Source organism: Shigella sp. FC1567 (assembly GCF_001743015.1).
Lineage (GTDB): Bacteria > Pseudomonadota > Gammaproteobacteria > Enterobacterales > Enterobacteriaceae > Escherichia > Escherichia coli.
The window spans coordinates 1-12,349 of sequence record NZ_MIIV01000035.1; the positions used below are offsets into that span (position 1 = coordinate 1).

Consider the following 12,349-nt stretch of genomic DNA (forward strand, 5'->3'; position numbering starts at 1 on the left):
ACACTGGAGCGTCTTCTGAGCCTGCTGTCGGCCTTTGAGGTCGTGGTATGGATGACGGATGGCTGGCCGCTGTATGAATCACGCCTGAAGGGAAAGCTGCACGTTATCAGCAAGCGTTACACTCAGCGCATTGAGCGACATAATCTGAATCTGAGACAACATCTGGCAAGGCTGGGACGGAAGTCACTGTCGTTCTCAAAATCGGTGGAGCTGCATGACAAGGTCATCGGGCATTATCTGAACATAAAACACTATCAGTAAGTTGGAGTCATTACCGGGAAACTGTATTCCCCCTTAGATGCGTTTCAAGTTGCCCGTTACTTCAACAAATCAATCAACCGTAACAGAGCCACTAATAGCTCCAGTACAGCAATGAGCACGGTTAACTTTTGTGTCAGCGTGTCCATCCGCTCTCCTTATTAAGGAGCGCAACACCAGCACCTTACCCTTACACTGCCTGTCGATACTGGTTTACGTATGTTGGACCACGATGTTGCACTCCGGATCAGGGCACCACCTGCAGCACCACCCGTCCGGTAGCCAGGACTTGAAATAGATTCGATCCGGCGCAACGTCCCAACGGTCTGGATTATAAATCTCATTATCTTAATTGCAACGGGGTCCAGCCGTGGTTATAATTCGTTCGTTGGAACACGATGTTGCACAGGCTGTGGTGTTAGGCCTGAAAGTAGTAAATAAAAGAACCTGCCTCACCAGCAGGTTTTTTTATTTACTGTGATCTGCTTTCCAGATATTTTTCGATCAAACAACTAATGCGCCAAACATTTATTGCGCGTAAAATATCGTTTATTTCATTAATACATTTCAGGGATGAATATATGTCACCGCAGAATAATCATCTGCAGCGTCCGCCTGCTGCTGTGTTATACGCCGATGAACTGGCAAAATTAAAACAAAATGATAACGCACCTTGCCCGCCCGGTTGGCAGTTAAGTTTGCCTGCGGCCCGTGCTTTTATCCTTGGCGATAGCGCGCAAAATATTAGCCGTAAAGTGGTGATTAGTCCCTCCGCTGTCGAACGTATGTTAGTCACTCTTGCCACCGGACGCGGTTTGATGTTGGTGGGGGAACCTGGCACCGCAAAATCTCTCCTGTCTGAATTACTGGCAACCGCTATTAGCGGCGATGCCGGGTTAACCATCCAGGGCGGCGCATCTACTACCGAAGATCAAATCAAGTACGGCTGGAACTACGCCCTGCTTATCAATCATGGTCCATCAACGGAAGCGCTGGTCCCTGCCCCGCTTTACCAGGGAATGCGCGACGGCAAAATCGTCCGTTTTGAAGAGATAACGCGTACACCGCTGGAAGTGCAAGACTGTCTGTTAGGTATGCTTTCTGACAGGGTGATGACGGTGCCGGAACTCACTGGTGAAGCCAGTCAGCTCTATGCGCGAGAAGGCTTTAATATTATTGCCACTGCCAATACCCGCGATCGCGGCGTCAATGAAATGAGTGCTGCGCTAAAGCGTCGCTTCGATTTTGAAACTGTCTTTCCGATTATGGATTTCGCCCAGGAGCTGGAACTGGTCGCCAGTGCTTCGGCGCGTTTGCTGGCTCATAGCGGTATTCCGCATAAAGTGCCTGACGCGGTACTGGAGTTACTGGTCCGCACCTTCCGCGATCTGCGTGCCAACGGCGAAAAGAAAACGTCAATGGATACACTAACAGCGATTATGTCCACCGCTGAAGCCGTGAACGTGGCCCACGCCGTAGGCGTCCGCGCCTGGTTTTTAGCGAATCGCGCAGGTGAGCCAGCCGACCTGGTGGACTGCATTGCCGGAACCATCGTCAAAGATAACGAAGAAGATCGCGCTCGTCTGCGCCGTTACTTCGAACAACGAGTCGCCACACATAAAGAAGCTCACTGGCAGGCTTATTATCAAGCCCGCCACCGCCTGCCGTGAGGAAAGATGCATGAGCGAGCCGTTAATTGTCGGCATCCGGCATCATAGTCCGGCCTGCGCCCGGCTGGTGAAATCGTTAATCGAAAGCCAGCGGCCACGATACGTATTGATTGAAGGCCCGGCTGATTTTAATGACCGGGTAGACGAACTGTTTTTAGCCCACCAGCTTCCGGTAGCTATTTACAGTTATTGCCAGTATCAGGACGGTGCAGCCCCCGGGCGTGGTGCCTGGACGCCATTTGCTGAATTTTCGCCGGAGTGGCAGGCGCTACAAGCCGCACGTCGTATTCAGGCACAAACTTACTTCATCGATTTGCCTTGCTGGGCGCAGAGTGAAGAAGTGGACGATTCGCCTGATACGCAAGAGGAAAGCCAGGCCTTGCTGCTGCGTGCCACCCGCATGGATAACAGCGACACCCTGTGGGATCACTTGTTCGAAGATGAAAGCCAGCAAATTGCATTACCCTCTGCGCTGGCGCACTATTTTGCCCAACTGCGGGGCGATTTCCCCGGCGATGCACTCAATCGTCAGCGCGAAGCCTTTATGGCTCGCTGGATTGCATGGGCGGTGCAGCGAAATAATGGCGACGTGTTAGTCGTCTGCGGTGGCTGGCACGCTCCTGCACTGGCAAAAATGTGGCGCGAATGTCCGCAGGAAATTAACAAGCCAGAATTGCCCTCGCTGGCAAATGCCGTTACAGGTTGTTATCTCACCCCCTACAGTGAAAAGCACCTTGATGTGCTGGCAGGATACCTTTCCGGTATGCCTGCCCCGGTCTGGCAAAACTGGTGCTGGCAGTGGGGCTTACAGCAGGCCGGTGAACAACTGCTAAAAACGGTTCTCACCCGTTTGCGCCAGCACAACTTGCCTGCTTCGATCGCGGATATGGCTGCCGCACATCTGCATGCAATGGCACTGGCACAGTTGCGCGGTCATACACTACCGTTACGCACTGACTGGCTGGATGCCATAGCAGGCTCGCTGATTAAAGAAGCCCTGAATGCACCGTTGCCGTGGAGCTATCGCGGCGTTATTCATCCCGATACCGATCCGATTCTGCTAACGTTGATAGACACATTAGCGGGTGACGGATTCGGTAAACTTGCCCCTTCCACGCCACAACCGCCTCTGCCAAAAGATGTCACCTGCGAACTGGAACGTACCGCAATCTCTCTTCCGGCGGAGCTTACCTTAAATCGCTTTACCCCCGATGGGCTGGCGCAAAGTCAGGTGTTACATCGGCTGGCAATACTGGAGATCCCTGGGATTGTACGCCAGCAGGGAAGTACACTGACACTTGCAGGCAACGGTGAAGAACACTGGAAATTAACCCGCCCGCTTAGCCAGCATGCGGCATTGATTGAGGCCGCATGCTTTGGTGCAACACTTCAGGAAGCCGCACGCCATAAATTAGAAGCCGATATGCTGGACGCGGGTGGCATCGGCAGTATCACCACATGTCTTAGCCAGGCGGCGTTAGCGGGTCTGGCGTCCTTCAGTCAACAATTACTGGAGCAACTCACATTATTAATCGCCCAGGAAAATCAATTTGCCGAAATGGGCCAGGCGCTGGAAGTGCTATATGCCTTATGGCGGCTGGATGAAATTAGCGGTATGCAAGGCGCGCAGATATTACAAACGACGTTATGCGCGGCTATCGATCGCACGCTGTGGCTGTGTGAATCTAACGGCAGACCGGATGAAAAGGAGTTTCACGCTCACCTGCATAGCTGGCAAGCGCTTTGCCATATTCTGCGCGATCTACATAGCGGCGTTAATTTATCCGGCGTTTCGCTTTCTGCGGCGGTAGCCTTACTGGAGCGACGCAGTCAGGCGATTCATGCCCCGGCGCTGGATCGCGGCGCGGCTCTTGGCGCACTAATGCGTCTGGAACATCCCAACGCCAGTGCCGAAGCGGCGCTGACGATGCTGGCGCAGTTATCCCCGGCACAATCCGGCGAGGCGCTGCACGGTTTGCTGGCATTAGCCCGTCATCAACTGGCCTGTCAACCTGCATTTATCGCCGGTTTCAGCAGCCATTTGAATCAACTGAGTGATGCCAATTTTATCAATGCCCTGCCCGATTTACGCGCGGTGATGGCCTGGCTACCGCCACGAGAACGCGGGACGCTGGCGCATCAGGTGCTTGAGCATTATCAACTGGCGCAACTTCCCGTTTCGGCACTGCAAATGCCGTTGCATTGTCCACCGCAAGCCATTGCACATCATCAACAACTCGAACAGCAGGCACTGGCATCGCTGCAACACTGGGGAGTTTTCCATGTCTGAACTGAACGATCTTCTGACCACCCGTGAGCTACAACGCTGGCGATTAATTCTTGGCGAAGCGGCAGAAACGACGCTTTGTGGGCTGGATGACAACGCCCGGCAGATAGATCACGCGCTGGAGTGGCTGTATGGGCGCGATCCTGAACGGCTCCAGCGTGGTGAACGCTCTGGTGGATTAGGTGGCTCAAATCTCACCACTCCTGAGTGGTTCAACAGTATCCACACGCTGTTTCCGCAACAGGTGATTGAGCGGCTGGAAAGCGATGCCGTACTGCGCTACGGCATTGAAGATGTGGTGACAAATCTCGACGTGCTGGAACGTATGCAGCCTTCCGAAAGCCTGCTACGCGCCGTTTTGCACACCAAACATCTGATGAACCCCGAAGTACTGGCTGCCGCCCGCAGGATTGTGCGCCAGGTTGTTGAAGAAATTATGGCGCGACTGGCAAAGGAAGTTCGTCAGGCTTTTTCTGGTGTCCGCGATCGCCGTCGCCGCTCATTTATTCCACTGGCGCGAAACTTTGATTTCAAAAGTACTCTGCGCGCCAACCTGCAACACTGGCACCCGCAACACGGCAAGTTGTATATCGAATCCCCCCGCTTTAACAGCCGCATTAAACGCCAAAGCGAACAATGGCAACTGGTCTTACTGGTTGATCAAAGCGGCTCGATGGTCGATTCGGTGATCCCCTCTGCGGTGATGGCGGCCTGTTTGTGGCAGTTACCCGGCATTCGTACCCATCTGGTGGCGTTTGACACAAGCGTCGTTGATCTCACGGCAGACGTTGCCGATCCGGTAGAGTTATTAATGAAAGTACAGTTGGGCGGCGGGACCAATATCGCCAGTGCCGTGGAGTATGGTCGGCAACTTATTGAACAACCAGCGAAAAGCGTCATTATCCTCGTGAGCGATTTTTACGAAGGGGGTTCATCATCATTACTGACGCATCAGGTGAAAAAGTGTGTCCAGAGCGGCATCAAAGTGCTGGGACTGGCAGCGCTCGATAGCACAGCAACACCTTGCTATGACCGCGATACGGCCCAGGCGCTGGTTAATGTCGGCGCACAAATAGCCGCCATGACACCGGGCGAGCTGGCATCATGGCTTGCGGAGAATCTTCAGTCATGAATTCACTACGTCCGGAATTATTAGAACTGACACCGCAGGCCCTGACGGCGTTAAGCAATGCCGGTTTTGTTAAGCGCAGTCTTAAGGAACTGGAAAATGGCAACGTCCCGGAGATCAGCCATGAGAACGGCGCTTTAATCGCCACCTTCAGTGACGGTGTCCGTACCCAGCTGGCGAACGGCCAGGCACTGAAAGAGGCTCAGTGCAGCTGCGGGGCCAGCGGTATGTGCCGTCATCGCGTGATGCTGGTGTTAAGTTATCAACGACTTTGTGCTACCGCCCAGCCTACGGGAAAAGAAGAGGAATGGGATCCGGCAATCTGGCTGGAAGAACTGGCTACCCTTCCCGATGCCACCCGCAAACGCGCACAGGCGCTGGTCGCTAAAGGCATCACCATTGAGTTGTTCTGTGCGCCGGGTGAAATTCCCTCTGCCCGCTTACCGATGAGCGATGTGCGTTTTTATTCCCGCAGCAGTATTCGTTTCGCCCGTTGTGATTGTATTGAAGGCACACTTTGCGAACATGTCGTACTGGCAGTACAGGCCTTTGTCCAGGCAAAAGCGCAGCAAGCGGAATTGACTCATTTAATCTGGCAGATGCGCAGCGAACACGTCACATCATCTGACGATCCGTTTGCCAGCGAAGAAGGCAAAACGTGTCGTCAATATGTTCAACAACTAAGCCAGGCATTATGGCTGAGCGGCATCAGCCAGCCGCTTATTCACTACGAGGCCGCTTTCAGCCGCGCGCAGCAAGCAGCGGAACGCTGCAGCTGGCGATGGGTGAGTGAATCGCTACGGCAACTGCGCGCCAGCGTTGATGCCTTCCACGCCCGCGCCAGCCACTATCATGCCGGAGAATGCTTACGTCAGCTTGCGGCATTAAACAGTCGATTAAACTGCGCACAAGAGATGGCCCGGCGCGACAGTGTTGGTGAAGTTCCTCCTGTGCCGTGGCGCACGGTCGTTGGCTCTGGCATTGCCGGAGAAGCAAAGCTTGATCATCTGCGGCTGGTGTCTTTAGGTATGCGTTGCTGGCAGGATATTGAGCATTATGGTTTACGCATCTGGTTTACCGATCCCGACACCGGCAGTATTTTGCATCTTTCGCGTAGTTGGCCGCGAAGTGAACAGGAAAACTCACCGGCAGCTACGCGTCGGCTGTTTAGTTTTCAGGCTGGCGCACTGGCGGGTGGGCAAATTGTTTCACAAGCAGCAAAACGCAGTGCCGATGGCGAGCTGCTGTTAGCTACCCGCAACCGCTTAAGCAGCGTTGTGCCGCTGTCGCCAGACGCCTGGCAAATGTTGAGCGCGCCGTTACGCCAGCCGGGCATTGTGGCTTTGCGGGAATATTTACGCCAGCGTCCCCCCGCCTGCATACGGCCTCTTAATCAGGTGGATAACTTATTTATTCTGCCGGTCGCTGAGTGTATTTCACTCGGTTGGGACAGCGGCCGCCAGACGCTGGATGCGCAGGTAATCAGCGGCGAAGGTGAAGATAATCTGCTGACGTTATCCCTTCCGGCATCTGCCTGTTCTCCTTTTGCCGTTGAACGCATGGCGGCGCTTTTGCAACAAACAGACGACCCCGTGAGTCTGGTTTCTGGCTTTGTCAGCTTTGTAGAGGGGCAATTGACACTGGAACCACGGGTGATGATGACAAAAACCCGTGCCTGGGCGCTGGACGCGGAAACTGCGCCTGTGGCACCGCTACCTTCTGCCAGCGTTTTGCCTGTGCCGTCTACCGCTCATCAGTTGCTGATGCGCTGCCAGGCGTTACTTATTCAACTGCTCCATAACGGCTGGCGCTATCAGGAACAGAGCGCTATTAGTCAGGCAGAGTTGCTGGCGAATGACCTCACCGCGGTGGGTTTTTATCGGCTGGCACATGTGTTGGTACAATTTCGTAATACAGAAAGCGAGGCACGGGTAGAAGCAATGAATAACGGTGTTTTGCTTTGCGAACAATTATTCCCCATGCTTCAGCAACAAGGATGAAATAGTGCTTTTTACTAAGAGTTCTACTCCAGTTCCGGACTGCTCACGCCACGGTATTAGGCATATCCTATATAGCCCCTGGTGAGAGTCACCAGTTTCTTGATTAAATAAAATGGAGTTTTACATGAAGGCTTTCAATAAGCTGTTTTCCCTCGTTGTTGCATCTGTTCTGGTTTTCTCTCTTGCTGGCTGCGGTGACAAAGAAGAATCGAAGAAATTCAGCGCCAATCTGAACGGCACTGAAATTGCCATTACCTATGTCTACAAAGGTGACAAGGTGCTTAAGCAATCTTCTGAAACCAAAATTCAATTTGCCTCCATTAGTGCAACCACCAAAGAAGATGCTGCCAAGACACTTGAGCCGTTAAGCGCCAAATACAAAAACATCGCGGGTGTTGAAGAAAAATTAACCTATACCGATACCTACGCGCAGGAAAACGTGACTATCGATATGGAAAAAGTGGATTTTAAAGCCCTGCAGGGTATTTCAGGAATCAACGTTTCTGCTGAAGATGCCAAAAAAGGTATCACTATGGCGCAAATGGAACTGGTGATGAAAGCCGCTGGTTTTAAAGAAGTGAAATAATCTGTCGGCGGCCATGTTTCGTATGGCCGCCATACCCGTCTTAGCTTTTCTTCACATGCTGGCGCGCTGCCAGTCCACGCAGAAAATAACGTAAAAATTGATCGCCGCATTCGCGGAAGTTTTTATGATCCGGTGCGCGCATCATCGCTGTAATTTCCGGCATCGAAACGCGGAACTGCTGTTCGGTGAGGATAGCCAGAATGTCATCGGTTTTCAGCGAAAACGCGATGCGTAATTTTTTCAGCACGATGTTGTTATTAATGCGACGTTCCGGCTCCAGTGCCGGAGCAGACTCATCCTTGCCGCGTTTTTCATAAATCAGGCCATTGAGGAATGACGACAAAACAATGTCCGGACAACGCTGAAAACCCTCTTCGTCTTCTTTACGTAGCCAGACGGCGATCTGTTCCGCGGTGGCTTCGACATTACCCAGCGCCAGAATACGCACCAGGTCATTATTATTGGCTTTCAAAATGTAGCGCACGCTGCGCAGAATATCGTTACTTAGCATGAGGCCTTCAGGTGTTGATGAGGCAAAAAGCCATTTTAGCAGTCTTTTACAGGCCAATCGCCTCTTTTAAGCTTTTCAGATAACGGCGGCTGACCGGCACGGTTAAGCCATTACGCAAAATCAACTCGGCCTGGCCGTTATCTTCCAGACGAATCTCCTGTAAATGCGCGAGGTTAACCAGATACTGACGATGGCAGCGCAGTAGTGGTGTACGACTTTCCAGGGTACGTAATGTCAATTCGGTAAAGCCCTCTTTCCCTTCGTGGCTGGTAACGTAGACACCGCTCATCCGACTGCTGACAAATGCCACATCTTTCATTTGCAGCAAATAAATCCGACTATGCCCCGTACAAGGGATAAATTTCAGCGCCTGTTGATTTTCCGGTAACAGCGAAACATCCTGCTTGCTGCGCTCCTGACGCAATCGCGCCAGCGTTTTCTCCAGTCGCGCTTCATCAATTGGCTTCAGCAGATAATCAAAGGCATGTTCTTCAAAGGCTTTAATAGCGTATTCGTCAAACGCAGTGAGAAAAACAATATACGGGCGATGTTCCGGGTCAAGCATCCCCACCATTTCCAGACCACTGATGCGCGGCATCTGGATATCGAGAAACAGCACATCCGGGCGCAGTTTATGCACCGCGCCGATCCCTTCCACGGCGTTTGAACACTCTCCAACGATTTCAATATCGCTCTGCTCCTGCAAAAATACACGCAGGTTCTCCCGTGCTAACGGTTCATCATCGACAATTAAGACTTTAATCATGCCTCGTCCCTCCATGGTAGTTGTAACGTTATTCGGGTGTAACTATCAGGCTCACAGGCGACGCTTATTCCATAGTCATCGCCAAACCGTTCACGTAAACGCTTATCCACCAGATTCATCCCCAGCCCACTGGCATTGGTTACCGGTTGATACAAACCGGCATTGTCTTCGATCTCCAGCATCAAATGTTGCCCCTCACGTCGGGCGCTGATTGCCACTCGCCCTGTATCCAGCAGTTGTGATGTCCCATGTTTAATGGCGTTTTCCACTATCGGTTGCAGGGTAAACGCGGGCAATTGCTGCTGGGATAATTCTTGCGGAATAGCAATGTTGACCTGCAACCGCGACTGGAAGCGCGCCTTTTCAATTTGCAGATAAGCGTTCACATGTTCAATTTCGTCGGCGAGAGTAACAAACTCCGAAGGCCGCTTTAAGTTTTTGCGGAAAAAAGTGGAAAGATACTGCACCAGCTGGCTGGCCTGTTCGCTGTCGCGGCGGATCACCGCTTTAATGGTGTTAAGCGCATTAAACAAAAAATGAGGATTCACCTGGGCGTGAAGCAGTTTGATTTCTGACTGGGTGAGCATCGCTTTTTGCCGCTCATATTGCCCGGCAAGAATCTGCGCCGAAAGCAGTTGCGCAATCCCCTCGCCCAGCGTGCGGTTTATTGAACTGAATAAACGGTTTTTGGCTTCATACAATTTGATGGTGCCCATCACCCGCTGATTTTCACCACGCAACGGAATTACCAGCGTCGACCCCAGTTTGCATTGCGGATGCAAAGAGCAACGATAAGGTACTTCGTTGCCATCAGCGTAGACCACTTCACCGGTTTCAATCGCTTTTAAGGTGTAAGTCGAAGAAATCGGTTTGCCGGGTAAATGGTGGTCGTCACCAATTCCAGTAAAGGCCAGCAATTTCTCTCGATCGGTAATCGCGACTGCACCAATATCCAGCTCCTGATACAGCACCTGTGCCACTTTCATGCTGTTCACTTCGTTAAACCCCTGGCGCAAAATGCCTTCCGTCGAGGCAGCCACTTTCAGCGCAGTGGCAGAAAAAGCCGAAGTGTATTTTTCAAACATCGCGCGTTTATCGAGCAATATACGCATAAACAGCGCCGCGCCGACGGTATTGGTGACCATCATTGGTGCAGCAATATTACTCACCAGACGCACCGCATCTTCATAAGGTCGGGCGATCGCCAGGATGATCAACATTTGCACCATTTCAGCGACGAACGTGACGGCACCGGCGGTAATGGGGTTAAAGACTTTATCAGTACGCCCGCGACGAATCAGGATGCTGTGTACCAGGCCGCCGAGCAATCCTTCAACGATGGTCGAGATCATGCAACTTAGCGCGGTCATGCCCCCCATCGAATATCGATGTAACCCGCCGGTCAGGCCAACCAGCCCACCGACGACCGGACCGCCGAGTAAGCCGCCCATTACCGCGCCTATCGCACGGGTATTGGCAATAGAATCGTCAATGTGCAACCCAAACCAGGTGCCCATGATGCAGAAGATGGAAAAGACGATGTAGCAGAGAAATTTATGCGGCAGACGAACCGTGACCTGCATTAACGGTATGAATAATGGCGTTTTACTCATTAACCACGCAATGACTAAAAAAACGCACATCTGCTGAAGCAGCAGCAACACCAGATTAAAATCGTACATACCCGCAAACCACACTTCCCTTTAAAACGCGTAACATACATTGCCTGCGTTTAACTTTCTTTGAACTCTTGCAGAAAAATGAGAATTCGTGAGTACGATCACTCAAAATCGCCTGGCAAAAATAAAATCACCCTATAGATGCACAAAAAACGGGCAAAACTACCTGGTTCGCAAAACTGCGTCTAAAGTTAAACCGGGACCTCGCGAGCAAGGGTGAGACGATGGCGCTTTACACAATTGGTGAAGTGGCGTTGCTTTGTGATATTAACCCTGTCACGTTACGCGCGTGACGCAACATTTTAAAAAATCGACGAAGATCGTCCAGGAGCGCCGTTTTTCAAGGGTTGGATAGATGATTCGTTTACCATGTCGACGAACTTCGACGAATTTCGCCGATAAAAAGTGTCCCATACATGCCCCATTGATGCCCCATAAACAATATCAGAAATTGATACTGGTTATCCATACAGATAAAAATAACACCTGTACATAACTACAGTTACAAGAGGGTGTTATGCGTGTTGAGATCTGTATCGCTAAAGAAAAAATCACTAAAATGCCAAACGGTGCTGTGGATGCGTTAAAGGAAGAATTAACCCGACGCATCAGTAAACGTTATGACGATGTAGAGGTGATCGTAAAAGCCACCAGCAACGATGGCCTTTCTGTTACACGCACCGCAGATAAGGATTCTGCAAAAACATTTGTTCAGGAGACTCTGAAAGATACCTGGGAGTCTGCTGACGAGTGGTTTGTTCACTAATAAACACGTAAAATCGGTAACGGCTGGAAATCATTCAATACTCGCACTATCGAAAGTTTACCAGCCAACCGCAGCACGTCCTGCATACGTCGTGTCTGCGGTTTTTCTTTTTCGCTTACATTGTGTCTGGTTCTTCCGGCCACTCAATATCAGGTGCAGTTGATGTATCAACACAGTTCAGCAACACCCGATACTTCTTCCAGGCTTCCAGCAACGAGTTTTCTTCCTCCGTTGCGATCTCCAGATCTACAGCATCCTGAAGTGGCGCAATATGCTCACTGAATTCCTGGATGTAGAACTGTGTGGTGACGGTCTTCCAGCCATTCGGCTCCTGCTGTATCGAAGCATACCAGGCTATTTCAATATCGCTATGCTGCAGCAGCATTTAACCCCTTGTAATTCATCGCCATAATTGATTTAATTCACAAATAAAACTATAATATGGTGAAATTAATGAAAAAAAACACAGATGATGGGGCTAAAATTTACACACCAATTACCCTAAAGCTTTATGACTGGTGGGTTTTGGGAGTATCAAATCGGCTTGCATGGGGATGTCCTACAAAGGAACACCTTCTTCCACACTTTCTGGAACATTTAGGTAACAACCATCTGGATATTGGTGTTGGAACTGGGTTTTACCTTACTCACGTACCTGAGAGTAGTCTGATATCTTTAATGGATTTGAACGAAGCTA

At 51.2% G+C, this 12,349-nt stretch carries 11 protein-coding genes and 2 pseudogenes; 9 read left to right on the plus strand and 4 right to left on the minus strand.

Annotation, left to right across the window (positions count from 1 at the left end; all coding sequences use genetic code 11):
- From BHE85_RS03035 to BHE85_RS03060, 6 genes are all read left to right on the plus strand, one after another.
- The coding region (locus BHE85_RS03035; RefSeq protein WP_000317683.1) for an IS1 family transposase at positions 1-261 on the plus strand (261 nt) is incomplete at its 5' end.
- Positions 262-839: 578 nt separating this feature from the next.
- Positions 840-1,928, plus strand: a complete 1,089-nt coding sequence (locus BHE85_RS03040) for an ATP-binding protein (RefSeq protein ID WP_000074859.1) — start codon at positions 840-842, stop codon at positions 1,926-1,928.
- A gap of 10 nt (positions 1,929-1,938) precedes the next feature.
- Complete coding sequence (locus BHE85_RS03045; protein WP_001294410.1) at positions 1,939-4,218, plus strand: DUF5682 family protein; 2,280 nt, start codon at positions 1,939-1,941, stop codon at positions 4,216-4,218.
- Positions 4,211-5,347, plus strand: a complete 1,137-nt coding sequence (locus BHE85_RS03050; protein ID WP_001292760.1) for a vWA domain-containing protein — start codon at positions 4,211-4,213, stop codon at positions 5,345-5,347. Before BHE85_RS03045 ends, BHE85_RS03050 begins: the two co-directional genes overlap by 8 nt.
- Positions 5,344-7,344: an SWIM zinc finger family protein gene (locus BHE85_RS03055; RefSeq protein ID WP_001087221.1), complete on the plus strand. Its 2,001-nt coding sequence runs from the start codon at positions 5,344-5,346 to the stop codon at positions 7,342-7,344. The genes BHE85_RS03050 and BHE85_RS03055 overlap by 4 nt, the downstream gene beginning before the upstream one ends.
- A gap of 124 nt (positions 7,345-7,468) precedes the next feature.
- A complete protein-coding gene (locus BHE85_RS03060; RefSeq protein ID WP_004982296.1) occupies positions 7,469-7,930 on the plus strand; it encodes a YehR family lipoprotein in 462 nt (153 codons plus the stop codon).
- Positions 7,931-7,970: 40 nt separating this feature from the next.
- Here BHE85_RS03060 and BHE85_RS03065 read toward each other — a convergent pair whose 3' ends face one another.
- The 3 genes from BHE85_RS03065 to btsS are packed head-to-tail and all read right to left on the minus strand — an operon-like array spanning position 7,971 to position 10,889.
- The gene (locus tag BHE85_RS03065) at positions 7,971-8,441 is read right to left on the minus strand and encodes a YehS family protein (RefSeq protein ID WP_001295430.1); all 471 of its coding nucleotides are present in this window, start codon (positions 8,439-8,441) and stop codon (positions 7,971-7,973) included.
- 46 nt (positions 8,442-8,487) lie between these two features.
- Positions 8,488-9,207 carry a two-component system response regulator BtsR gene (btsR, locus tag BHE85_RS03070; protein WP_000598641.1) on the minus strand — a complete coding sequence of 240 codons (720 nt, stop codon included), beginning with the start codon at positions 9,205-9,207 and terminating at the stop codon, positions 8,488-8,490.
- Positions 9,204-10,889 carry a two-component regulatory system sensor histidine kinase BtsS gene (gene btsS / locus BHE85_RS03075; protein WP_005005416.1) on the minus strand — a complete coding sequence of 562 codons (1,686 nt, stop codon included), beginning with the start codon at positions 10,887-10,889 and terminating at the stop codon, positions 9,204-9,206. Before btsS ends, btsR begins: the two co-directional genes overlap by 4 nt.
- Before the next feature lie 221 nt (positions 10,890-11,110).
- Between btsS and BHE85_RS27165 the strand changes: the two are divergent.
- Both BHE85_RS27165 and BHE85_RS03085 read left to right on the plus strand, forming a co-directional pair.
- Positions 11,111-11,176: pseudogene (locus tag BHE85_RS27165) on the plus strand (hypothetical protein); the annotation flags it as partial.
- Between the two features lie 227 nt (positions 11,177-11,403).
- Positions 11,404-11,652 carry a DinI-like family protein gene (locus BHE85_RS03085; protein WP_001261936.1) on the plus strand — a complete coding sequence of 83 codons (249 nt, stop codon included), beginning with the start codon at positions 11,404-11,406 and terminating at the stop codon, positions 11,650-11,652.
- Between the two features lie 115 nt (positions 11,653-11,767).
- Here the strand turns inward: BHE85_RS03085 and BHE85_RS03090 are convergent, their stop codons facing one another.
- A complete protein-coding gene (locus tag BHE85_RS03090) occupies positions 11,768-12,037 on the minus strand; it encodes a tail fiber assembly protein (RefSeq protein ID WP_000926527.1) in 270 nt (89 codons plus the stop codon).
- Between the two features lie 56 nt (positions 12,038-12,093).
- On the opposite strand from BHE85_RS03090, the pseudogene BHE85_RS03095 reads away from it, so the two are divergent.
- Positions 12,094-12,349 (plus strand): annotated as a pseudogene (locus tag BHE85_RS03095) (class I SAM-dependent methyltransferase); the annotation flags it as partial.